This is a genomic window from Dorea sp. AM13-35 (genome assembly GCF_003473885.1).
Lineage (GTDB): Bacteria > Bacillota > Clostridia > Lachnospirales > Lachnospiraceae > Dorea_D > Dorea_D hominis.
The window spans coordinates 1-24,394 of sequence record NZ_QUCZ01000003.1 but is presented as its reverse complement, the minus strand read 5'-3'; the positions used below and the strand labels follow the sequence as shown (position 1 = coordinate 24,394).

Annotated in this window: 23 protein-coding genes and 1 other annotated feature; of the genes, 18 read left to right on the top strand and 5 right to left on the bottom strand. The window is 41.7% G+C overall.

The features are described from left to right. Positions 1-46: 46 nt before the first annotated feature. Positions 47-1,780: an ABC transporter ATP-binding protein gene (locus tag DW152_RS04400; protein ID WP_118288068.1), complete on the top strand. Its 1,734-nt coding sequence runs from the start codon at positions 47-49 to the stop codon at positions 1,778-1,780. Further along, positions 1,773-3,656, top strand: coding sequence for an ABC transporter ATP-binding protein (locus tag DW152_RS04395; RefSeq protein ID WP_118288067.1), 1,884 nt, complete (start codon positions 1,773-1,775; stop codon positions 3,654-3,656). The genes DW152_RS04400 and DW152_RS04395 overlap by 8 nt, the downstream gene beginning before the upstream one ends. A 76-nt stretch (positions 3,657-3,732) precedes the next feature. On the opposite strand, the gene hcp is transcribed toward DW152_RS04395, so the two are convergent. The 3 genes from hcp to DW152_RS04380 form a co-directional block, all read right to left on the bottom strand. Then, positions 3,733-5,298 (bottom strand): hydroxylamine reductase, encoded by a 1,566-nt coding sequence (gene hcp / locus DW152_RS04390; RefSeq protein WP_334294652.1) that lies wholly within the window; start codon positions 5,296-5,298, stop codon positions 3,733-3,735. A gap of 169 nt (positions 5,299-5,467) precedes the next feature. Further along, positions 5,468-6,583 carry a glucose-1-phosphate adenylyltransferase subunit GlgD gene (gene glgD / locus DW152_RS04385; protein ID WP_118288066.1) on the bottom strand — a complete coding sequence of 372 codons (1,116 nt, stop codon included), beginning with the start codon at positions 6,581-6,583 and terminating at the stop codon, positions 5,468-5,470. Between the two features lies 1 nt (position 6,584). Then, positions 6,585-7,724, bottom strand: a complete 1,140-nt coding sequence (locus DW152_RS04380; protein WP_021861510.1) for a glucose-1-phosphate adenylyltransferase — start codon at positions 7,722-7,724, stop codon at positions 6,585-6,587. Between the two features lie 249 nt (positions 7,725-7,973). Here DW152_RS04380 and DW152_RS04375 point away from each other — a divergent pair, with 249 nt between their 5' ends. From DW152_RS04375 to DW152_RS04345, 7 genes are all read left to right on the top strand, one after another. After that, the gene (locus tag DW152_RS04375) at positions 7,974-9,209 is read left to right on the top strand and encodes a threonine/serine ThrE exporter family protein (protein WP_021861511.1); all 1,236 of its coding nucleotides are present in this window, start codon (positions 7,974-7,976) and stop codon (positions 9,207-9,209) included. Positions 9,210-9,361: 152 nt separating this feature from the next. Further along, positions 9,362-9,511: a 50S ribosomal protein L33 gene (gene rpmG, locus DW152_RS04370; RefSeq protein ID WP_117537725.1), complete on the top strand. Its 150-nt coding sequence runs from the start codon at positions 9,362-9,364 to the stop codon at positions 9,509-9,511. 24 nt (positions 9,512-9,535) lie between these two features. Further along, positions 9,536-9,733, top strand: coding sequence for a preprotein translocase subunit SecE (gene secE, locus DW152_RS04365; RefSeq protein ID WP_021861512.1), 198 nt, complete (start codon positions 9,536-9,538; stop codon positions 9,731-9,733). A gap of 28 nt (positions 9,734-9,761) precedes the next feature. After that, on the top strand, positions 9,762-10,277 hold the full coding sequence (nusG, locus tag DW152_RS04360) for a transcription termination/antitermination protein NusG (RefSeq protein WP_021861513.1): 516 nt from the start codon (positions 9,762-9,764) through the stop codon (positions 10,275-10,277). 96 nt (positions 10,278-10,373) lie between these two features. Further along, complete coding sequence (gene rplK, locus DW152_RS04355; RefSeq protein ID WP_021861514.1) at positions 10,374-10,799, top strand: 50S ribosomal protein L11; 426 nt, start codon at positions 10,374-10,376, stop codon at positions 10,797-10,799. A 44-nt stretch (positions 10,800-10,843) separates the two neighbouring features. Further along, entirely contained in the window at positions 10,844-11,536 is a 693-nt protein-coding gene (gene rplA / locus DW152_RS04350) for a 50S ribosomal protein L1 (protein WP_021861515.1), read from the top strand. 216 nt (positions 11,537-11,752) lie between these two features. Further along, complete coding sequence (locus DW152_RS04345) at positions 11,753-12,487, top strand: DUF975 family protein (protein WP_118288065.1); 735 nt, start codon at positions 11,753-11,755, stop codon at positions 12,485-12,487. 100 nt (positions 12,488-12,587) lie between these two features. Here the strand turns inward: DW152_RS04345 and DW152_RS04340 are convergent, their stop codons facing one another. Further along, the gene (locus DW152_RS04340; protein ID WP_021861517.1) at positions 12,588-13,541 is read right to left on the bottom strand and encodes a LysR family transcriptional regulator; all 954 of its coding nucleotides are present in this window, start codon (positions 13,539-13,541) and stop codon (positions 12,588-12,590) included. 159 nt (positions 13,542-13,700) lie between these two features. Between DW152_RS04340 and DW152_RS04335 the strand changes: the two genes are divergently transcribed. From DW152_RS04335 to DW152_RS13245, 9 genes are all read left to right on the top strand, one after another. Further along, entirely contained in the window at positions 13,701-14,948 is a 1,248-nt protein-coding gene (locus DW152_RS04335) for an aminotransferase class I/II-fold pyridoxal phosphate-dependent enzyme (RefSeq protein ID WP_118288064.1), read from the top strand. 87 nt (positions 14,949-15,035) lie between these two features. Beyond that, positions 15,036-15,180: a sequence feature (ribosomal protein L10 leader region), on the top strand. Between the two features lie 44 nt (positions 15,181-15,224). Continuing rightward, entirely contained in the window at positions 15,225-15,758 is a 534-nt protein-coding gene (gene rplJ, locus DW152_RS04330; protein WP_021861519.1) for a 50S ribosomal protein L10, read from the top strand. Between the two features lie 38 nt (positions 15,759-15,796). Further along, positions 15,797-16,174 carry a 50S ribosomal protein L7/L12 gene (rplL, locus tag DW152_RS04325; RefSeq protein ID WP_021861520.1) on the top strand — a complete coding sequence of 126 codons (378 nt, stop codon included), beginning with the start codon at positions 15,797-15,799 and terminating at the stop codon, positions 16,172-16,174. Between the two features lie 203 nt (positions 16,175-16,377). Beyond that, positions 16,378-17,403: a threonine aldolase family protein gene (locus tag DW152_RS04320; RefSeq protein ID WP_021861521.1), complete on the top strand. Its 1,026-nt coding sequence runs from the start codon at positions 16,378-16,380 to the stop codon at positions 17,401-17,403. Positions 17,404-17,536: 133 nt separating this feature from the next. Continuing rightward, positions 17,537-18,673, top strand: coding sequence for an ROK family transcriptional regulator (locus tag DW152_RS04315; protein ID WP_118288063.1), 1,137 nt, complete (start codon positions 17,537-17,539; stop codon positions 18,671-18,673). Between the two features lie 208 nt (positions 18,674-18,881). Then, positions 18,882-20,024 (top strand): substrate-binding domain-containing protein, encoded by a 1,143-nt coding sequence (locus DW152_RS04310; RefSeq protein ID WP_118288062.1) that lies wholly within the window; start codon positions 18,882-18,884, stop codon positions 20,022-20,024. 26 nt (positions 20,025-20,050) lie between these two features. Further along, positions 20,051-21,601: a sugar ABC transporter ATP-binding protein gene (locus tag DW152_RS04305; RefSeq protein ID WP_021861524.1), complete on the top strand. Its 1,551-nt coding sequence runs from the start codon at positions 20,051-20,053 to the stop codon at positions 21,599-21,601. A 12-nt stretch (positions 21,602-21,613) separates the two neighbouring features. Further along, positions 21,614-22,768: a sugar ABC transporter permease gene (locus DW152_RS04300; RefSeq protein WP_118288061.1), complete on the top strand. Its 1,155-nt coding sequence runs from the start codon at positions 21,614-21,616 to the stop codon at positions 22,766-22,768. Between the two features lie 104 nt (positions 22,769-22,872). Next, positions 22,873-23,013 carry a hypothetical protein gene (locus DW152_RS13245; protein WP_158570018.1) on the top strand — a complete coding sequence of 47 codons (141 nt, stop codon included), beginning with the start codon at positions 22,873-22,875 and terminating at the stop codon, positions 23,011-23,013. On the opposite strand, the gene DW152_RS04295 is transcribed toward DW152_RS13245, so the two are convergent. Beyond that, positions 23,000-24,130, bottom strand: coding sequence for an ROK family transcriptional regulator (locus tag DW152_RS04295; protein WP_118288060.1), 1,131 nt, complete (start codon positions 24,128-24,130; stop codon positions 23,000-23,002). The genes DW152_RS13245 and DW152_RS04295 overlap by 14 nt on opposite strands. Between the last annotated feature and the right edge of the window lie 264 nt (positions 24,131-24,394).

Sequence of the window (24,394 nt, the reverse complement as noted above, 5' to 3'; positions counted from 1 at the left end):
ACAATAAAAAGTTATGAGATAGAAAAATGAAAAGGAGGAGATAACGATGAACAAAACATTGTTGAAATCTGTCAGAGAATACAAAAAGCAGTCTGTCATGGCACCTCTTCTTGTAGTTCTGGAAGTTTTTATGGAAGTTTTGATCCCGCTTGAGATGGCAAAGATCATTGATGTGGGAATCGCACAGGGAGATATGAATTACATCATACAGAGAGGAGTTATCCTGGTGGTCATGGCAATGCTGGCATTGTTTTTCGGTGTGCAGGCAGGAAATATGGCAGCCGTTGCCGGAGCCGGATATGCGAAGAATCTGCGTCATGATATTTTCTATAAGATACAGGAATTTTCGTTCCATAATATCGATCATTTCTCCACATCCGGACTGGTTACACGTATGACAACAGATATTACGAACGTGCAGATGGCGTATATGATGAGCATTCGTCTGTTAGCAAGAGCACCGATCATGGTGATCTTATCGTGGGTGATGACACTTCTTCTGAATAAGAAAGCAGCGTTACTGTTTCTGATCGTAGTGCCGGTGCTTGGCGGAACACTGATATTTATTGCAAAAAAAGCACATCCGCATTTTATCAAAGTATTTGATGAGTACGATGTGTTAAATAATTCCGTGCAGGAAAATGTAAATGCATCCCGTGTGGTAAAGGCATTTGTAAGAGAAGACTATGAAGTGAAGAAATTTCACGGCATTTCCCAGTATGTGTATAATCTGTTCACAAAGGCAGAGAAGATTGTTGCATGGAACTCACCGGTAATGCAGTTCGTCATGTATACAGTTGTTATCCTGCTTGTTCTGATCGGTGGAAAGAGTATTATCGGTGGTCAGATGGAGACAGGAGAACTGACCAGTATTATTGTATACGCATTGCAGATCATTGGTGCACTGATGATGGTTACATTTGTATTTGTTATGATCATGATTGCGCAGGCATCCACAGACCGTATTACAGAGGTGCTGGAAGAAGTACCGGAGATGCAGGATAAGGAAAATGCAGTAAAGACGGTAGACAATGGCGAGATTGTTTTCAATCATGTGAATTTCAGCTATGCCGGAGAAGGCGGAAATCTGTCGCTGAAAGATATAAATCTTCATATTAAATCCGGTCAGACGATCGGTATCATCGGAGGAACCGGAAGTGCGAAGTCTACACTTGTTCAGCTCATTCCAAGACTTTATGATGTCACAGGCGGACAGGTAAAAGTCGGTGGCGTGGATGTCAGAGATTATGATCTGAAAGTGTTGCGTGACCAGGTGTCCATGGTACTTCAGAAAAATGTATTATTTACCGGGACGATATACGACAACATCCGCTGGGGTGATAAAGATGCAAGCGAAGAGGAAGTAAAAAGAGTATGCCGTCTTGCACAGGCAGACGGATTTGTACAGGAATTTCCGGACGGATATAATACGCAGATCGTGCAGGGCGGTAACAATGTATCCGGTGGACAGAAACAGCGTCTCTGTATTGCAAGAGCATTGCTGAAGAAGCCGAAAATCCTTATTCTGGACGATTCAACGAGCGCAGTAGATACAAAGACGGATGCGCTGATCCGTAAAGCATTCCGGGAAGAGATTCCGGATACGACGAAAATCATTATCGCACAGCGTATTTCTTCTATAGAAGATGCAGATCAGATCATCGTGCTGGATGACGGTAAGGTGCTGGGTGTCGGAACATCGGAAGAGTTGCTGAAGACAAATGATATTTATCGGGAAGTTTATGAGTCACAGGTGAAAGGAGGCGGCGAAGATGAATAAGAAAAAGAGAATTTCTAAAAATGATATCAAGACAGCAAAGCGGCTTCTGAAATATGTGACAGAAACTTATAAATTCCGATTCGTTCTTGTATTTATCTGTATTTTGATCAGTGCGGTAGCAAGTATTTCCGTTTCACTGTCGTTGAAATTTATGCTGGATGATTATATTATTCCGTTGATCGGGCAGCAGAATCCGAATTACACAGAACTGTATCAGGCGCTTGGTGTGCTGGCATGCATTTTCATTGCCGGAGTGCTGGCGACCTTCACATACACAAGATTGATGGTTTATATCGGTCAGGGCGTGCTAAAACGTGTCCGTGACGATATGTTTGAACATATGCAGACACTGCCGATCCGCTATTTTGACGAGCGTACCAATGGTTCCATCATGAGTCTTTACACAAATGATACAGATGCGTTAAGGCAGATGATCAGCCAGGCAATCCCGCAGGCGTTGATGTCTCTGTTTACGATCATCGTGACTTTCATTTCCATGCTTGTGTTAAGTCCGATCCTGACAGTTCTTGCATTTGTTGTGATTGGAATTATGATGAAGGTGACAGGAAAAATCGGTGGAAACAGTGGAAAATATTTTGTGAAACAGCAGAATTCACTTGCGGATGTAACAGGATTTGTAGAAGAACGGATGAACGGACAGCGCGTTGTCAAAGTGTTCAACCATGAACGAATTTCTGAACAGGAATTTGATGAGCTGAATGAAGCGTTGTTCGAGAGTGCTTCCCAGGCAAATAAATTTGCAAATATGATGGGACCGGTTATCGGAAATATCGGTAACTTACAGTTTGTACTGACGGCAGTTCTTGGCGGTTTCCTCTCTGTAGCAGGGGTCGGAGGAATTACGCTTGGCGTTATGGCATCATATCTTCAGTTTACGAAGAGCTTTACACAGCCGTTCATGCAGGTGGCGCAGCAGTTTAACTCGATTGTTATGGCGCTTGCCGGTGCAGAACGTATCTTTGCATTGATCGATGAAGAACCGGAGAAGGACGAGGGTTATGTCACATTGGTCAATGCGAAGAAAGATGCAGATGGAAATATTACTGAGTGCAAAGAGAGAACCGGTATGTGGGCATGGAAACATCCGCACAGCGCAGATGGAAGTGTGACATATACAGAGCTGACCGGAGATGTCCGCTTTGAAGATGTAACGTTTGGATACAAAGATGATAAAGTAATTCTGCATGACATCAGTCTATTTGCAAAACCGGGACAGAAACTGGCATTTGTCGGATCGACCGGAGCCGGTAAGACAACGATCACAAACCTGATCAACCGTTTCTACGATATTCAGGAAGGCAAGATCCGCTATGACGGAATCAATATTGACAAGATCAAGAAGGATGATCTGAGACGGTCTCTTGGAATTGTACTGCAAGATACGCATTTATTTACCGGAACAATCATGGACAATATCCGTTATGGTAATCTGAATGCGACTGACGAGCAGGTATACGAGGCGGCGAAACTGGCGCATGCAGATCAGTTTATTAAAATGCTGCCGCACGGCTACCAGACATTGTTAAGCGGAGACGGTGAGGAACTCTCACAGGGACAGAGACAGCTTCTGTCGATTGCAAGAGCTGCTGTTGCCAATCCGCCGGTACTGATCCTGGATGAAGCGACTTCTAGCATTGATACACGTACAGAGAGTATCGTACAGAAGGGAATGGATAACCTGATGAAAGGACGTACCGTATTTGTGATCGCACATCGGCTCTCTACGATCCGTAACAGTAACGCGATCATTGTTCTGGAGCACGGTAAGATCATCGAGAGAGGTGATCACGAAGATCTCATTAAGAACAAGGGCACGTACTACCAGCTCTATACCGGAAAATTGGAATTATCATAAATAAAAGCAAACCTCCTGCCAGAATCATGAACTCTGGCAGGAGGTTTTTGCTTAGGCGAATTCCGAAGAAGCAATACTATCCGAGGATGCGTTTCAGATCTGCCTCTGGTGTGGAAATTGGTGTCAGCTGATACGTTTCTTTTAATACTTCCAAAACATTTGGTGAGACAAATGCAGGGAGTGTAGGCCCGAGAAGGATATTCCGGATACCAAGATATAACAGTGTGAGCAGGATGCAGACCGCTTTCTGCTCATACCATGACAATACAAGAGTCAGGGGCAGTTCATTGACGCTGCAGTGAAAGGCATCGGCGAGAGCCAGCGCTACTTGAATCGCACTGTAAGCATCATTGCACTGTCCCATATCCATAATACGGGGAAGTCCGTCTATTTCGCCCAGATGCAGATCATTGATCCGGTACTTGCCGCAGGCAAGCGTGAGAATCAATGTATCGGAAGGCGTCTTTTTGGCAAATTCGGTGTAGTAGTTCCGCCCCGGAGCTGCACCGTCGCAGCCACCGATCAGGAAAAAATGACGGATTTTCCCGTTTTTTACAAGATTAATGATCCTGCCGGCTTCTTTTAAGACAGTGCCGTGCGCAAATCCGGTCATAACAGTATTGCCGCCATTGACGCCGTACATCGGATGGTCTTTACCGTAACCGCCACATTCCAGTGCTTTTTCAATAACCGGTGTAAAATCTTTCTCTTCTCCGATGTGGATAAGTTCTGGGTAAGAGACGATGGAGGTGGTAAATACACGGTCGCAGTAGCTCTGTCTTACCGGCATGAGGCAGTTTGTTGTGAACAGGATTGGTGCCGGAATGTTGTGAAATTCAAATTGCTGGTTCTGCCATGCAGTTCCGAAATTTCCTTTCAGATGTGGATATTTCTTAAGCTCCGGGTAGCCGTGGGCAGGCAGCATTTCACTGTGTGTATAAATGTTGATGCCCGTATCGTTTGTCTGTTCCAGAAGCAATTTCAAATCGTGAAGATCGTGTCCACTTACAACAATAAAAGGTCCTTTTTCAATCGTAAGTGGAACTTCAGTCGGAACGGGAGTTCCATAGCTTTCCGTATTGGCTTTGTCCAGAAGCTCCATGCATCGGTAATTGACCTCTCCGGTTTTCAGGACGTAGGAGAGAAGTCTTTCGAAGTTTTCTTTACTAGTATCTGACGGTTCACCGAGAACAGCAAGCGCTTCGTAGAAATAATTCAGAACATCCCGGTCAGTGTAGCCAAGCGCCAGTGCATGATAAGCATAGGCAGCCATGCCGCGCAGTCCGAAGAGAATCAGAGATTTCAAAGAGCGGATATCCTCATGATTTTCCCAGATATTTCGGATGTCATATTCTTCTGCGGAAGCATCGATCGCGTTTCTTTCCGCTTGTATTTCCTGTGTCAGTTTGCGCACATTGTCTTCATGGAAATTCACATTTGTGATCGTTGTAAAAAGTCCTTTCAGCACGAGTCGGTCAGATTGCTCAGAAGGTGTCTTTTTATTTACTGCGCGGGCAAGACCGATCAGTGCGTTTGTGAGTGCATCCTGCGCATTTGCAGTGCCACATTTTTTGCCACAGACGCCGGCATTTCCTTCACAGCCGGTATTGTGAGCGGTCTGCTGGCATTGAAAACAAAACATTTTATTCATAGGTTGTCATCCTTTCTTTGTAGTATAATATAGGATTTGTAAAATTGGGGAAAATATACAGGAATAAAAAATCTCCTGCCAGAATTTCTCCGGCAGGAGGTGAATGTCTCAGTTTTAGAAAAGTACATCGTAGTTTCAGTTTTTTGACACTGGTATTATGTTATAAAGTATCATCGCGTTTGATATATCCTGGATGACCCGGATCCGCAATAATCTCTGGTGTATGGATCAGTTTGGCATTGCGGTCGATGACCATATTCTCAACATGAACACCTTTGCCGATCTTGACGCCGGAAAGAACAACACAATTCTTCACGACAGCGCCCTCTTCAATCTGGCAACCACGTCCCATAACAGAATGTTCAACCGTTCCCTCAATTGAGCTTCCGTTGGAAATAACAGAATTTTTTACATCTGCACTTTCAAAATAATGTGTCGGTGCGGAATCGTTTGTACGTGTATAAATTGGCCAGTCTTTACTAAAGAGGCTTCTTGCTGTCTTAAAATCAATCAGAGAGATATTTGCATTATAATAACTTCCAAAATCAGAGATTGCAGCAAAATAACCTCTGTGGGAAACACCACGGATATCAAGTTCGCCACATTCCATGTTAATGATATCTGCAAGTGTATATGAGGAAGAAGTTTTCTTCGCTTTGTGAATCAGTTCAATGAAAAGCTCTTTCTTCATTATATAAGTATCCATGGAGATATTTCGTGTCTTTGCTGTTCCACGGTTCGGCTCCATGTCCAGTACGCCTTTCTGCTTGTTCAGGTTCAGAACATTACAGTTGATGAAAGCGCTTTTGGCATTGTCAACTGTGTGATATAACATTGTAATATCAGCACCGGATTCAATGTGTGTCTCAATCAGATCAGTATAATCCTGACAGTAGATCATATAGCTTGGAGCGATTACAACATATGGGAAATCTTCTGATTCAATACATTCCATATTATCGTAAAATGCTGCAATATCATTATTATAAAGATCCTGTTCGTTGCCGGTCATAGAAAATAAAGTATGTAAACGTCCACGCTTAGAGTTAATGTTGTAATGTCTTCCTGTTCCAAGATGGTCGTTCAGAGAACGTGGCTTTCTTCTTACGTAAACCTGAATGTGGTCAATGCCGCTATTACTCATATTTGAAATAGGAAAGTCTACAACACGGTATCTTCCCAGAAAGGAAACTGCTGCGACCGGACGATAACTCTGCAATCCTTCAACGCGGACATGGTTTCCCGCAAAATTTACAATTCCAAATGCTTTTGCCATATTATTCAACCCCCTTTACGCGCTTGGACACAAGTTCAATATGTTCGCTGTCTGCGCTTCCTACAACGGCGTCTTTGCCAATCTTAACACCGTCTGCGACAAGTGCGCGGGTGATAACAGCGCCTTCTTCAACCTCTACGCCCGGCATCAGTACGCTGTCGATGACCTTTGCACCAGGGTTGACTCTTGCACCGGTGAAAAGGACAGAATTTTTCACTTCGCCGTCTACCATACAGCCCTGTGTAATAAATGCGCGGGTGATGTCGGCATCCGGTCCGATATACTGAGGAAGAGCTGTAACATCCTCGGTATAGATTTTCCATGTCGGATCGCCCAGATCCAGTTCGTTGTTGGCATCCAGAAGATCCATATTAGCTTCCCAGAGAGAATCGATCGTTCCGACATCTTTCCAGTATCCTTTGAACTTGTATGCATAAAGATATTTGCCATCATTTAATAATGTAGGGATAATATCTTTACCAAAATCATGGCTGGAATCCGTATCCTTCATATCAGCAATCAGCATCTTACGGAGAAGTTTCCAATTAAATATGTAAATTCCCATAGAAGCCAGATTACTCTTCGGTTTTTCCGGTTTCTCCTCGAATTCTATAATCTGTCCTTCTTCGTTTGTGTTCATGATACCGAAACGGCTAGCTTCTTTCATCGGGACCTGGATAACTGCAATTGTCGCATCGGCATTGTGTGCCTTGTGCTCTTCCAGCATCTTCGCATAATTCATCTTATAAATGTGATCGCCGGAAAGAACAAGTACATATTCCGGATCGTATGTGTCGATGAAATCAATGTTCTGTGAAATCGCATCGGCAGTACCGCGGTAAACATCCAGATTGGTGTCTGCTTTCTCGCGAGGAGGCAGTACATAGACACCGCTTTCTTTTGCGTCAAGTCCCCAGCGGCGACCTGCAGCTACATAACTGTTTAGAAGAATGGATTCATACTGTGTTAAGACACCTACAACATCTATTCCACTGTTGGCACAGTTGCTGAGCGGGAAATCAACAATGCGATATTTGCCACCGTAAGATACGGCTGGTTTTGCCACTTTGTTAGTCAGCTCATGCAGTCGGGATCCTCTGCCACCAGCTAAAATCATTGCTAACATATTATTATGTTTCATAGTGAGCCCTCTCTTTCTTACTCGATAAAATAATTATACAATTTTTTGCTATCAGACGCAATTGTATTGCAATGTTTTTACTAAAATTTTTGTGAAAAAAGAGACAATATAGCGAAAATTGTTTATAGATAAAAACAATAAATGTTAATCATTGATTACTATTGTCTAATAGTTATAAATGTGCTAGATTTATACGGTAAAATCGGATTATAAAATAGAGAGATTTATTTGAGAAAGGGAGGAAATGCAATGGATTATCAGAGATTGCTACAGGGAATCCTTGATATCGGAGAAGCTATGCTGATGAGTGGGGCTGAGAACTTCCGAATAGATGACAGTTTATATAGAATATGTAAGAGTTATGGTTTTGTAAAATATGATGTATTTGTTATACCAAGCAACATTCAGATCACGGTGGAGACGCCGGATGGAGAGATCCTTACACAGATCCGTCATATCGAATCGACAGATACGAATTTTGACAGACTGGATTATCTCAATAATCTGTGCAGATATGTTTGCCAAAATAAACCGGACGACAAGGAACTTCGGGAAAAATATCTGGAAGTTATGAGAAGACCACAGCAGAAACCATATACGAAGTATTTTGCTGCCGTGATGGGCGGAACCGGATTTGCCGTGTTCTTTGGATGCAATTTTGCGGATGCAATCGTTGCAGTGATCGTATCGCTGATGATCGTTATTGTAGGCGGATGGTTAAGCAGAAGAGAAGAGAATCTGATGATTTACAACCTGATCCTGTCTTTTTTATCAGAAGTGATCATTATAGAGTCTGTCCGGATGGGGCTTGGAAGTCATCCGGAGAGGATTATGATCGGCATCGTTATGCTGCTGATCAGTGGACTTGGCACAACGAACGGTATCCGGGAGCTTTTGCAGAGAGATTTCATTTCCGGAACGATCAATATCATGAATTCGATGCTGGGAGCTGCAGGAATTGCATTCGGTACGGCGCTTGCGATGATCATGCTGAAAGGTGTATCAGCGGAAGGCTTTATTTTAAATCACAGTATACCAATCCAGCTGATATCCTGTACGATTGCCTGTATTGGATTTGCATTCTGGTTTAAGATCCGTGGGAGACAGGTGTGGTATTCCGGAGTAGGTGCTTTCTTTACCTGGGCGATTTATGCCGGAGTATATGCGATCAGACCGAGTAACTTTATTGCAACCTTACTGGGAGCCGTATTCGTAGGATTTTTTGCATTTATCATGTCGAGAGTCAACCGCGCGCCGTCAACGATCTTCCTGACTGCGTCTGTGTTCCCGCTGATTCCCGGACCGAATCTCTACTATATGATGTATGGAATCACCAGCAATGATAAAGCAATGGCAATCAGCGAGACGATGGTATTGTTTGAAACATGTCTGGCAATTGCTTTTGGATTCCTTATCGTTGATGTGGCATCCAGAACGATCATGCGGGCTATGAAGAGAGAATATCATATAGGAAAACATTCATAATAGAAGAAAAAGGCTTGCTTTTTCACCTGGTGTATGGTATACTATGATGGCGAATGGAAGTAGGTCTTTTTTTTATGCCTAAAAAAGACGAGGCAGTCTCGCAAACTGCCAGCAACACGTTAACTTAAGAAATATGAAGCGAGGTGGAAGTTGTGCGTACAAGAATCACATTGGAATGTACAGAATGCAAGCAGCGTAACTACAACATGACAAAGGATAAGAAATCTCATCCGGAGCGCATGGAAACAAAGAAATACTGCAGATTCTGTAAGTCACACACATTGCACAAGGAAACAAAATAATCGCCAAGAAGGAGTGTGAATGTCATGAGTGAAAAGACTCAGAAAAAAAGCTGGTTTAAAGGTCTTAGCAGTGAATTCAAAAAGATCGTGTGGCCAGATCAGATGACACTTGTGAAACACTCGGCAGCCGTTGTTATCACTTCGGCAATTCTGGGCGCGATTATTGCACTGATTGATTTCCTGGTACAGCATGGTATCGATATATTAGTCAATCTTGGCTAATTAAGAAACGAACAGGAAAGGTGAGATTATGTCAGAAGCAAGATGGTATGTAGTTCATACTTATTCAGGGTATGAGAACAAAGTAAAAGCCAACATTGATAAGACAGTTGAAAACAGACATCTGGAAGATCAGATCCTGGAGGTTCGTGTTCCGATGCAGGATGTAGTGGAACTCAAGAACGGAGTGCAGAAAGCAACTCAGAAGAAGATGTTTCCGGGATACGTGCTCATTCATATGATCATGAATGACGACACTTGGTATGTTGTGCGTAATACAAGAGGAGTAACAGGATTTGTCGGACCTGGATCAAAACCGGTTCCGCTTACAGATGCTGAGATGGCTCCACTTGGAATTGCACAGGACAACATTGTGGTAGATTTTGAAGAAGGAGATACCATTCAGGTTATCGCCGGAGCATGGGCTGACACTGTTGGTGTTATTCAGACGATTAACCCGCAGAAGCAGAGCCTGACGATCAATGTTGAACTGTTCGGCCGCGAAACGCCGGTAGAAATTGGTTTCGCAGAAGTTAAAAAGATGTAAGAGCACAGAGATTTATTCTGTACCCATTACGAAAGTTAGAAGAAGATGTGGGAGGGTACACATAAGTCCCGCAATCACCACAAGGAGGTAATTGAAATGGCAAAAAAAGTACAAGGTTACATTAAATTACAGATTCCTGCTGGAAAAGCAACTCCGGCACCACCGGTTGGACCAGCTCTTGGTCAGCACGGTGTAAACATCGTTGAATTTACAAAACAGTTCAACGCTAAGACAGCAGATCAGGGAGATATGATCATCCCTGTAGTAATTACTGTTTATAATGACAGAAGCTTCAGCTTCATCACAAAGACACCACCGGCAGCAGTTCTGATTAAGAAAGCCTGCAACATCAAATCTGGATCAGGCGTTCCGAATAAGAAGAAAGTTGCTACTATTACAAAAGCACAGGTTCAGGAAATCGCTGAGCTTAAGATGCCGGACTTAAATGCTGCATCTGTTGAATCTGCTATGAGCATGATCGCAGGAACTTGCCGCAGCATGGGTGTAACAGTTGAAGAATAAGTGGGAGGGTTTTCCCGATAATACCACAAGGAGGTTTATTTAGAATGAAAAGAGGAAAGAAATACGTTGAAGCTGCAAAAGCAATCGACAGAGCAACTCTGTATGATGCTGCTGATGCAGTAGCATTAGTAAAGAAAACTGCAGTAGCAAAATTCGATGAAACAATCGAAGCTCATATCAGAACCGGATGTGACGGACGTCACGCTGACCAGCAGATTCGTGGAGCAGTTGTACTGCCACACGGAACAGGTAAAAAAGTTCGTATCTTAGTATTTGCTAAAGATGCTAAAGCTGAAGAAGCTAAAGCAGCTGGAGCTGATTATGTTGGAGGAGAAGAACTCATTCCGAAGATCCAGAACGAGAACTGGTTCGAATTTGACGTAGTAGTAGCTACACCAGATATGATGGGTGTTGTTGGTCGTCTTGGTCGTGTACTTGGACCAAAAGGACTTATGCCGAACCCGAAGGCTGGTACAGTAACTATGGACGTTACAAAAGCTGTTCAGGAAATCAAAGCCGGTAAGATTGAGTACAGACTTGATAAAACAAACATTATCCATGTGCCAGTAGGTAAAGCATCCTTTACTGAAGAACAACTTGCGGACAACTTCCAGACGCTTATCGATGCAATTAACAAAGCAAGACCAGCAGCTGTTAAAGGACAGTACTTAAAGAGTGTTGTTCTGACATCTACAATGGGACCTGGTGTTAAGGTTAACCCAATGAAACTTGCTTAATTAAAGGCAGAATAATATCATGGAGTCTTTGCAAAACGGATGAAGTGTTCATCCGCGGAGCGAAGGCTCTTTTTTGTTTTAGCGTTGAAGGAAAGATTAAGAATTTATGAAGAACCTTGTGTTTCGTGTCGAAAGATAGTAAGATGGGATTATCTTTCAGAATGTAACAGCTTGCAGCGTTTCTGCATACTGAAGATGAGAAGGAGGACGAGGGTTATGTATTTAAACACAGAATTGAAAATGAATGGAAAGAATGCTTTCCGTAGAAATTACTGGCCGTGTGTCGGGGCAACGCTTGTGGTTAGTTTACTTACAGGGGGTGGCACATCTGTAGCCAGTAATGCATCAGATGTGTCGAGCCTGGCGACGAATACATTTTCGGGTTCAACATCTGCTACAGACTACATTATGAGCATTCCAACAGGGCTTGCAGGAATGGCAGTCAGCATCTTGGGAGTAGTAGCTATCCTTGCAGTATTGTTTAGCTTATTTGTCAGTAATGTAATGGAAGTTGGTGGAGACCGCTTCTTTATCCAGAACAGAGATTCAGCGCCGACAGTCGGAACAATTTTTGACGGATTCAAGTCTGGCAATTATCTGAATATTGTAAAGACAATGTTTCTGAAAGACTTATATACTTTCCTGTGGACATTACTGCTGATCATTCCGGGGATTGTAAAGAGTTTTGAATACCTGATGGTTCCGTATATTCTTGCGGAAAATCCGGGTATGGACAGTAGAGAGGCATTTGCATTGAGTAAACAGATGATGGACGGAGAGAAAGCAAATGCATTTATGCTGGGACTGTCCTTTATTGGTTGGGATATTTTAACTATTATAACATGTGGAATTGCAGGTGTTTTCTATGTATATCCATATGTATATGCAACGTATGCTGAACTGTACGCATATAATAAAGAAAAAGCATTCCAGCAGGGATGGATTCATTAGAACGGAATATTAAAGCTGACAGGCTTGCAAAGTCTATTATGAAGTATTTGCAAGCCTGTTTTTGTATAGTAGCTTTCTGCTACAGCAATGAAGTCGGCAATTATGCAGATGGCAGATTCTGAAGATGAGTCATGGAGAGAAATTCTTCCATAGCTCTTGTTTTATATTTGTGGTTCTTGTAGTAGAAATAAACCTGACGGTGGGCGCTGTCACCGGCTAATTTGTAATAAACGAAATGCTCAAATGCCGGGAGCTGTCTTACAAGCATATCGCTAATAAATGTGGCACCGAGCTGTGTGGATGCAGCCATGTAGGCGGTGGACTGCTGATCCAGTTCCAGAATAATATGTGGATGAAAGCCTGCTTCGCGGCACAGCCTGTCTGCACGGATCCTTGTGTCATTTCCCGGTGCAAGAGTGATAAAAGGAAGCTTTGAAAAATGTTCCAGTGGCACAGCAGGGCAGGTACCTTTCAGATAGTCCTTGTTTTGGATTGATTCATGAGATAACTGGTATGATTCAAGCTTTTCGTTTTCGCGGAAATGACGTGGGACAGCGAGAAAAATATTTTCCATACAGTAGAGTTCACGGCTGTAAAGTGTACTGTCATAATGATAGTTGTCGATTACGAAGTCAACGGAGTTATTGCTGAGCAAAGATTCCAGAAGCGTTGTATTTCCCTCTGTGATCTGGATGTCAACGTCAGGGAATTTTTTCTTAAAATCTGTGACGATCGGTGGCAGAACATAACCGGCGAAGAGCGTGCTGGCGCCAAGCGACAGACTTCCGGTTTTCAGTGTAGTCAGATTGTTGATGTAATTTTCCACCCGCTGCTCAATCTGGAAAATCTCTTCCGCAGCTTTTATATAAACTTCCCCGACTTCTGTAAGCTGCAGTGGGCTGGTGCTGCGGTCGAACAAAGGAAACCCGATTTCTTTCTCTACTTTCTTTACACGGGCGCTTAAAGAAGGCTGGCTGATATAAAGGTTCTGCGCGGCTTTTGAAAAGCTCTTTTCTCTGTAAACTTCATAAATATATTTCTTCCACGTAAACATAAAATTCTCCTTATAGTTAAAATGATATAACATTTATATAATTATAAGTATTTGAATATAGTATACTACTGCGTTATGATAATAGCAACAAGAGAAAGATAAACAAAACAGGAGAAAGATAAACAATTAATGATATAAAATATAAAGGTGGGGAATACAATGAATAAAATCTTAAGAGCAAAGAGAATGGAACATGTACACTCAGATATCAGAGGACCATTATTTATTGAAGCTATGAACATGCAGGCAAAGGGAATCGACGTGCTGAAATTGAATACCGGTAATCCGGCAACATTTGGTTTTAAACAGCCGAAGAGCATTGAAGATGCACTGGGGCATCACACAGCTGATGGGGTAGGCTATTGTGATTTCAGGGGGATGCCGCAGTCCCGTGAAGCGATTAGCTCATATCACAGATCAAAAGGAATCAAAGGCGTAACAGCTGATGATGTATTTATTGGTAATGGAGTCAGTGAGGTTGTTTCGTTTGCATTAATGCCACTTTTAAATGATGGCGATGAAGTGCTTGTACCAACACCGAGTTATTCAATTTGGGGAAATTCTGTATATCTTGCAGGAGGAAAACCGGTGTTCTATGTTTGCGATGAGAAGGCAAACTGGTATCCGGATATCGACGATATCCGTTCTAAGATCACATCCAGAACAAAAGCAATCGTTGTGATCAATCCGAATAATCCGACTGGAATGTTATATCCAAGAGAGATTCTGGAACAGATCGTTGAAGTCGCAAGAGAAGCCGGAATCATGGTATTTGCCGATGAAATCTACGATCGCCTTGTAATGGACGGACTGGAGCATACATCGATCGCATCACTTGCGGATGATGTGCCGATGGTAACGCTGAACGGACTTTCCAAATCCCACTGCTTGTGTGGATACAGATGTGGATGGATGATCATCAGCGGACCGAGAGCACTGACAGAAGATTACAAACAGGGAATCGTACAGCTTACATCTCTTCGTTTGTGCGCAAATACACTGGGACAGATTGTTATCCCGGCTGCACTTGATGATATGGAGACACCGATGTCCATGGTTCGCCCGGGTGGAAGAATCTACGAGCAGAGAGAAGCAACGATCCGTGAGCTTGAGAAGATTGACGGACTTTCATTTGTAAAGAACAACAGTGCATTCTATATCTTCCCGAAAATGGATGCAGATAAGTTCCACATTACGGATGACAAGCAGTTTGCAAGTGATCTGCTTCATGAGACAAATATTCTGCTTGTACCGGGAAGCGGATTTGATTGGCACAGACCGGATCACTTCCGTCTGGTTATGCTTCCACAGGCAGAAGTTCTCTCTGATGCGATGAAACGTATGGGAGAGTTCCTGGATGGTTATGACCAGAGAAAGTCCTTTAAAATAGAGAGAAAATCTGCGTAAAACAGATCGTGAAAACAGATTATAAAAATGGTCATAAAAAATAACGGATAAATACAAAAAAGTATTGACAAATACATGCAGGTGTGATAATCTGTTCAAGGACTGCCGAAGACAGTAGGTATTCGCAAGAATGTAAGGATGAGATTCAGACGCCTACCGAGGAAAGATCGATACAAAATGTATGACTTTACAACCTCTATGTCTTAGGATGTAGAGGTTTTATTTTTTATCTATCGGCGGTGTAAAACTCAAAATCTATAAGGAGGTGCACCATTCGTGGCAAAAGTTGAATTAAAACAACCAATCGTACAGGCTATTGCAGAAGATATCAAAGATGCAGCAAGCGTTGTCTTAGTTGACTATCGTGGACTGACTGTTGCAGAGGACACTGCTCTTCGTAAACAGTTAAGAGAAGCTGGTATCGTCTACAAAGTTTGTAAAAACACAATGATGAAAAGAGCTTTTGAAGGAACTGATTTTGCAGCTTTAGATGAACACTTGGAAGGTCCAAGCGCTATCGCAATTTCTAAAGATGACGCTACAGCTCCTGCAAGAATCCTTTGCAAATTCGCAAAAGATGCAAAAGCACTTGAATTAAAAGCTGGTGTTGTTGAAGGTACAGTTTACGATGTAGCAGGACTTACAGAACTTTCCAAAGTTCCTTCAAGAGAAGAGTTACTGTCCAAGTTACTTGGAAGCTTACAGTCACCTATCACCAATCTTGCTCGTGTTCTTAATCAGATCGCAGAGCAGGGAGGCGAAGCTGCTCCGGCTGAAGAAGCAGCAGAAGAAGCTCCGACAGAGGAGTAATCAATTATAACAAATATTAAAAAATGGAGGATAATAAAATGGCAAAATTAACAACAGCTGAATTTATTGATGCAATCAAAGAGTTATCAGTATTAGAGTTAAATGATTTAGTAAAAGCATGTGAAGAAGAATTTGGTGTTTCTGCAGCAGCAGGTGTAGTAGTTGCAGCAGCAGGAGCTGACGGAGCAGGAGCAGCAGAAGAGAAAGATGAGTTCGACGTAGAATTAGTATCTGCTGGATCTTCTAAAGTAAAAGTAATCAAAGTTGTTCGTGAGATCACAGGACTTGGATTAAAAGAAGCTAAAGAATTAGTAGACGGAGCTCCGAAGGTAGTTAAAGAAGGCGCTTCTAAAGCTGAGGCTGAGGAAATCAAAGCTAAACTTGAGGGTGAAGGTGCAGAAGTTAACCTTAAATAATTTTGAGTTTTCATACACTGAGTGTAAAAAGAGTTCGCATTATGCGGACTCTTTTTTATATGAAACTTGTTTAAGTAATATGTTATAAATAAGTTTGAACTTAACTTATTTGAGTAATATGATACAAACAAGTTTCTGTTGAACTTGTTTGAGGAATATGTTATAAAAGTGAAATAGCACAAAACTTAACAGGAGGTTTTCAAATGATACGTTTTAACAATGATTACAATCATGGCGCGCATAATGCGATTATTCAGGCGATTGGTGAGATCAATACAGAATCTTATGCGGGATATGGAGAAGATGAGTGGTGTCAGAAAGGAGCCGACGAGATCCGGAAATATCTTGGCGGTGCAGATGTAGATATTCATTTTATGGTTGGGGGAACACCGGCGAATATTACCGTAATGACTGCTGCCTTACGTCCTTATGAGAGTGTGATCTGTGCAGAAAACGGACATATCAATCACCATGAGGCAGGTTCTATTGAACATACCGGACATAAGATATTGTCAGTTCCTGCGAAAGAAGGAAAATTAACGGCAGAAGCAGTCAGAGAGACAGCCGCACATTATTACGATCACGGACAGGTGGAATTTCTGACTGCTCCGAAGATTGTATTTCTATCTTCGCCTTCCGAATATGGAACTATCTACAGTAAGAAAGAGCTTTTAGAGATTCGGAAAGTATGCGATCAGTACAATATGTATCTGTACGTGGACGGTGCAAGACTTGGTTACTGGCTTTCATGCAGTGCATGTGATGTGACGCTGGAAGATCTTGCACGGATCGCGGATGTATTTTACATAGGTGGAACGAAGTGCGGCGCTTTATTTGGAGAAGCGCTTGTAATTGTAAATAAAAACCTGCGCGACCATTTTCGCACTTACATGAAACAGAGCGGTGGAATTCTTGCGAAAGGCTGGCTGCTCGGTGTGCAGTTCTATACATTGTTTAAAGATGGACTTTATTTTGAACTTACAAAACATGCAGATGATCTGGCAGCAAAACTGAAACAGGGATTTGCCGATGCTTCGATCCCGCTGTACATGGACAGCCCTACAAATCAGTTATTTGTAATTCTGACAAATGAAAAGGCAGACGAACTTGCAGAAGAGTTTACTTATGAATTTGATCATGTAGTAGATGAAGAACGTATCTGCGTGCGCTTCTGTACAAGCTGGAGCAGCACAGAAGAAGAGGTTGATAAATTAATCGCGGCTTTGTAAAGTTGCAGAAAATATGTGACATTTCAACGATACACCTGTAAAGGACGTTCTCCTAGGCTGCAATGGACAAGTTGACACGTTTTTTTGCGGAGTATATAATAAATTGCAGTCATACAACAGGGAGGATATAGTTTTGGAAAAGTTAAAACCTGTGGCAACAGAAAGAAGACGGCAGATGAGAAATGATATCTACCGCTATATTTTTTATTCCAAAGAACCGGTCAGCAAGCAACAAATTGCAAATGCACTGAATGTCAGCCGTCCAACAGTGCTCCAGAATCTTCTGGAGTTAGAAGAGGCCGGTCTGGTAGAAATGGCAGAAATCAGAGAATCCCAGGGAGGAAGACCACCGGCAGCTTATGTGGCAAAGGGGGATATTAAGATGGCGCTTGGTGTGTCGCTGTCAGCAAATCAACTCAAATTTCTGCTCTCGGATCTGAAGCAGAATGTACTGGCATATAAAGAGATAGATCTGGAGTATCAGACAGATTCAGATGTATTTGCGATTACAGAAGAACAGCTTGAAGTATTTCTCACAGAAAATCATGTAGACCGGAAACGCCTGTTGGGAGTCGGAATCACAATACCAGGAGTATTTGATGAAAATACCAAGAATCTAATACTTTCACCAACAATAAAACTAAAAGATTTTCGTATAGAAGAGATCCGTAAAAAAATTCCATATCCGCTGTTTTTTGAAAATGACGGAATTAGTGGTGGCGTCGCAGAATGGCTTTCGCGGGATGCCGAAGAGAAAAAGAAGGATTTTGTGTATTTATTCCTGGAAGAAGGAGTAGGGGGAGCTATTTTTTTAAATGGAGCACCTTTTTACGGAGTTTCACACAGAAGTGCTGAGTTTGGACACATGAAAGTAGAATCTAATGGGAAAATCTGTAACTGCGGAAAGAGAGGATGTCTGGAAGCCTACTGCAGTGCACTGAGACTGAGCACAGAGCTGGGAATCACGATAGATAAATTCTTTGAAGATCTGGAAGATAATCCGGAATATCAGAAAATTTGGGAGGATGTTCTGGAACATCTGGCAGTCGGTATTAATAATTTAAGACTCGCATTCGACTGTGATGTTGTACTTGGCGGTTTTCTGTCATACTATTTGCAGCCATATATGGGGAAATTAAAAGAGATGGTTGCTGATCTGAGTATTTTCGGGGAAGATGCAGAGTATATTAAGATAGGTCAATACCCAAGACGGGCTGTCATGATGGGTGTCGCATGGCATTTTACAAATGAATATATAGAAAATATATAAAAATGTATCGGAGTACGAAAGGCTTCAGCACATTTTTTGATTATATAAAGTGCACAAAAAATAAAAAAGGTATTGTTTGTTTTCAACAAAAAAGCAAAAAGCTATTGAAAAAAAAGTAGAATACAGGTATATTCTACTTATGAAAGTTGTTTTACAAAAATAATTTCATAAGTAATTACAAAAGTAGGAAAAGAAAGGAAGGAACGAGATGAAGGTGAAAAGAATATTGTCAGGACTGCTGGCAGTAGCAATGGTCTTCTCGCTTACCGCATGCAGCGGCATCATGGAACCAAAGAAGAATGATGGAAAGAAGACGGTTGGAATTGCGATGCCGACAAAGACACTGGAACGATGGAACCGTGATGGTGCATACCTGAAAAAGAAGTTCGAAGATGCCGGGTATAATGTAGAGCTTACTTATTCGGATAACAAGATCGATCAGCAAGTAAAGGATATAGAAAGTCTGATCGCAGATGATGTGAATCTGCTTCTGGTAGCAACGATCGACGGTGAGTCTATGACGCAAGTATTAAGAGATGCAAAGGATATGGGAATTCCTGTAATTGCATACGACCGTCTGATCCGTGAATCGGATGCAATTGATTATTATGTTTCCTTTGATAATTACAAGGTTGGACAGATGCAGGGACAATTTGTAATTGACAAATTCGGACTGGATCTGAAGGACAAATCAAAGAGTTATAACATTGAATTTACAGCAGGTGATCCGGCAGACAATAATGCGACATATTTCTTTAATGGTGCTTATGACACATTAAAACCTTACTTGGATGCAGGAATCCTGAAAGTTCCTTCTAAACAGACAAAGTTTGATCAGGTTGCAACAAAAGCCTGGGATACGGCAACTGCGATGACCAGATTCCAGAATATTTTAGGATCTAACTATTCCAAAGGAAAACAACTGGATGCAGTGGTATGTTCCAATGATGCAACAGCATTAGGAGTACTTCAGGCAATTGATTCGGACTATGCCGGAGATAATAAAGTACTGCTTACCGGACAGGATGCGGACGAAGCCAATCTTGCAAAGATTGTAGATGGAAAACAGACGATGACTATTTACAAAACATCAGCAAATGAAGCAGAAGTAGCCATTGATGTAGGAAAAGCAATCTTAAATGGAGAAAAACCAGATGCGAATTTGATAAAAAAAGCCAACTGGGATTTTTCATGTAAGTATGATACAAAGACTTATGATAACGGTAAAAAGGTTGTTCCGTCTTACCTGCTGACTCCGGTGGTTGTCACAAAAGATAATCTTCAAAAAGAATTGATTGATACAGGATATTACAAACTGGATAAGAAGGGATATCCGAAGAATGCAAATTAACCTGATGAGACGGGAGGAAGAAAGAGATGGCTGATTATATTCTGGAAATGAAGAACATTACAAAGCTTTATCCGGGAGTAAAAGCGCTTGACAATGTAAATCTCAAAGTCGAAAGAGGAGAGATTCATGCACTGGTCGGTGAAAATGGTGCCGGAAAATCAACGCTTATGAATGTTCTTTCCGGAACGATTCCTTACGGGGAATACACCGGAGATATTGTATATAATGGAGAAGTTTGTCAGTTCCATAATATTCATGACAGTGAGGACAAAAAAATCGTAATTATCCACCAGGAACTTGCGTTGATTCCTGAAATGACAATTGCGGAGAATATGTTTCTTGGAAATGAACGGAAAAACAGATTCGGAAAAATTAACTGGAATGAAGCGTACAAACAGGCTGATGAAAATATGAAAAAAGTAGGCTTAAAAGAACAGTCTTCCATGTTGATTAAAGATATCGGAACCGGAAAACAGCAACTAGTTGAGATCGCAAAAGCACTTTCCAAAGATGTAAAACTTCTGATTCTGGATGAGCCTACAGCATCTTTAAACGAAAAAGATTCCAAGATGCTTCTGGATATGCTTTTAAAATTCAAAGAAGAGGGAATGACGGCGATCATCATTACCCACAAATTGAACGAAGTTGCTTATGTTGCTGATAAGATTACGGTAGTCCGTGATGGATCAACAATCGAAACTATGGATAATAAAGATCACAACATAGATGAAGAACGAATCATCAAGGGAATGGTCGGAAGAGAATTGTCCAACCGTTATCCGCAGCGTGAGCATAACATTAGTGATGAAGTACTTTTTGAGGCGAAAGACTGGACTGTTTATCATCCGGTTTATACAGAAAAATGTATGGTAGATCATGTGAACTTTCATGTAAACAGAGGAGAAATTGTAGGATTCTCCGGGCTTCAGGGCGCCGGAAGAACAGAACTTGCAATGTCTTTATTTGGAAAAAATTATGGAAGCCATATTTCCGGACAGGAGTTTATCCGAGGTGAAGAAGTTCATTTGAAAAATGAAAAAGATGCAATTTTACATGGACTGGCATATGCAACGGAAGACCGGAAAACAAACGGATTGATTCTAAGTGACACAATTGCACGGAATACAACAATGGCAAGAATGGAAAAAATATCTAATCGCTTTGGTGTGATCGATGTAGATAAAGAGAATAAAGTTGCCGAAGAGTATGTAAAAAGGATGCGTACAAAGACACCGGGGATTTTCCAGAAAGCCGGTAACCTGTCAGGAGGAAATCAGCAGAAAGTACTCCTGTCAAAATGGATGTTCGCAGAACCGGATGTTTTATTCCTGGATGAGCCGGGACGAGGTATTGACGTAGGAGCAAAATATGAGATTTACTGCATTATGAATGAAATGGTAAAAGAAGGCAAAGCAGTTGTTATGATTTCTTCAGAACTGCCGGAACTTCTTGGAATGTGTGATCGAATTTATATTATGAACGAAGGAAGACTGGTGGGAGAGTTAGAAGCCAGTGAAGCAACGCAGGAGCGAATCATGGATAAGATTCTTTCCTCAAATGATGAAAAGGAAAACTAAGGAGGTAACGGCATGAAACTGAAGTCAACATTAAAACAATATACCATGGTTATTGCATTGGTTATTGTATTTATATTTTTTACAGTATTGACAGGGGGGAGACTGATTCTTGCACAGAATATCTCCAACTTGCTTTTGCAGAACGCATATGTAATGGTAATGGCATGTGGAATGCTTTTATGTATTTTAACAGGTGGTAACGTAGATCTGTCAGTAGGAGCAACCTTATGTCTCTCCGCTGCGCTGGCAGCAACAGCATTGCAGTCCGGTAAATCACCGGTTGTTGCGATCATAATGGCAATGGCTGCTGCACTGGTTATCGGACTGTTTCAGGGTATTTTAATTGGATATGTCCATGTTCCTCCGTTTATCTGTACACTGGCAGGTATGTTCTTATACAGAGGTCTGGCACGTGCGGTACTGGATTCCAAAACATGTGGTATTACAAATGAAAAATTCCTGGATATTTTCTCTTCATACTTAAGAATGCCAGGTGAAAAACCAAGAGCATGTACTTCCTCTCTGATCGTTGCAGTAATTGTTGCAGTAGTTATTGCTGCTTGTATGCTCTTTAGTTATTATAGAAAGAAAAAACATGGCTATGAAACGAAACCATTTATTTCCATGCTAATCAAATTGATCATTATTGATGCATTAATTGTTATATATGGATGGAAACTTTCACAGTTCAAAGGAATTCCGGTCATGTTACTCTGGATTCTTGCAGTTGTAATTATCTTCGCTTTTGTTACTTCATCTACTGTATTTGGACGTTATTTCTATGCAGTTGGTGGAAATGAGAAGGCGACAAAGCTTTCAGGAATTGATCCTAGAAGAGTGTATTTCTGGGCTTACTTCCTGATGAGTGCATTGGCTGGTCTGTCTGGTCTGCTGGTAGCTGCCAGAATCGGTTCTGTAGATGGAAACATGGGAAATACATATGAGATGGATGCCATCGCATCTTGCTTCATCGGAGGAGCTTCTGCATATGGTGGCTCAGGAACTGTCGGAGGAGTTATGGTCGGTGCCGTTCTGTTGGGTGTTATCAATCAGGGAATGTCAATTTACGGACTGCCAGATCAGTGGCAGTATGTAGTAAAAGGAGTTGTACTTCTTGCTGCTGTAATTTTCGATGTAGTTTCTAATAAGAAAACAGGAAAAGCATAAAACGGAATAATAGGAAATAAAATGCCGGAGTCTTTCTCTTTCAGAATGAGAAGAGAAAGACTCCGGCATTTTATAAGGAGAAAAATTTTGATCCGCTGAAGCAGGTGTCCGACTATTACCGGATTGGCGGAAAAGATATTTATGTAATTCTGAATTGTCTGGGACTGGACGCATATCTGGGATGGAATACGAAAGAAACGGACAGTTATCTGGAAGAACTTGTGAGGGAGACTACAGATTCATAATTTCATGCAGATATTCTTTGACATAACTGATCGCGGCGCCCTCGCATCGGAGCGCTTTCTGATTCTGTCCCTGACGGATAAAACGCTGTTCCGTAGGAAAGGCAGATTTTTCAGATGCATAACGGTGCAGAGTATCGATATCTTCTTCCGTAAGATACGGAGAGAGCGTACCGCCGATCAGTACCGGATAATCAATAAACATACGCAGGTTATTAATGGCAGCCGCAAGATTCAGGAGATAGGTATTCCAACATTCCTGACAAGTGCGGTTGCCTTTTCTTAATTCTTCAAAAAATGTATGCAGATGCCCGGTCACGTCAATAAGCGGCTGTGTAGAACAGTAAGTTTCCATGCAGCCACGGCGGCCGCAGTAACATGGGCGACCATTCGGAATCAGAGTCATATGCTCAAAGACACCACTCTTCAGATCTGTGCCTTTAAGAGAGCTACGGTTTACAATCAGTGCACCGCTTAGATGACTGCGGATATTCAGGTAAATGAAGTCCTTCAAAGAAGGATGAGACCACAGTTCAAACTGCGCGGCAGCTTCCGCATCGTGGAAAAATTTGCACGGGTACGGCAGATGATCTGTAAATACAGAAATATGAAGTCCTGTACAATTTAAAATCTTACCGTAAGTGACAGTCGTTCCGTCTGCAGAAATCAGTCCCTGGAGTACAATGCCGACTCCAAGGATTTTTTTATGGTCAATTTTATTTCCGTTAATAAAATGTGTAATGCTGTTACAGATATTCCGGAAATAAGAATCTTCGTTGACAAAACCAATTTCATAGCATGCCGTGCAGATCGTATTCCCGTACAGGTCAATTGCCGTAATTTCATAAGAGTCCTGCAGTAACTCGACACCGATGGAGATCTTAGAATCCGGGATAAATACGATCGCATTCGCTTTTCGTCCGCCGGTGGATTTGTAATAGCCGCTCTTCTCAATCAGCCCTTCTTCGGAACACTCACGGATCAGATTGATCACGGTCGGACGGCTCAGATGCAGCAATTCACATAAAACCTGTTGCTGACTGGATTCGTTTTCATAAATATGGCGGAGAAGTGCCTGCTTGTTATTCTTTTTTACATCAGATGTTGTCATTGGACTCATAATCGCACCTCATTCAAATTCGTTCTTAAAGGAAGTATATCACAAAATTAGATGGACAATGATAGTGCAAAGTGCATAAAAAATGAAAAAAATAATAGTAAATTTGTGATAATTGACAAAAATAGAAAAAAGAAATACACTTATGTAAAAGAGGTTTACAGAAGTAAATTAAAAAAGTGACGAAGAAGATTTGAATCAAGGAGGAAAAGAAATGAGCAATTTACCAGAGAAAATGAAAGCAATCGTTGCGTATGCACCTGGAGA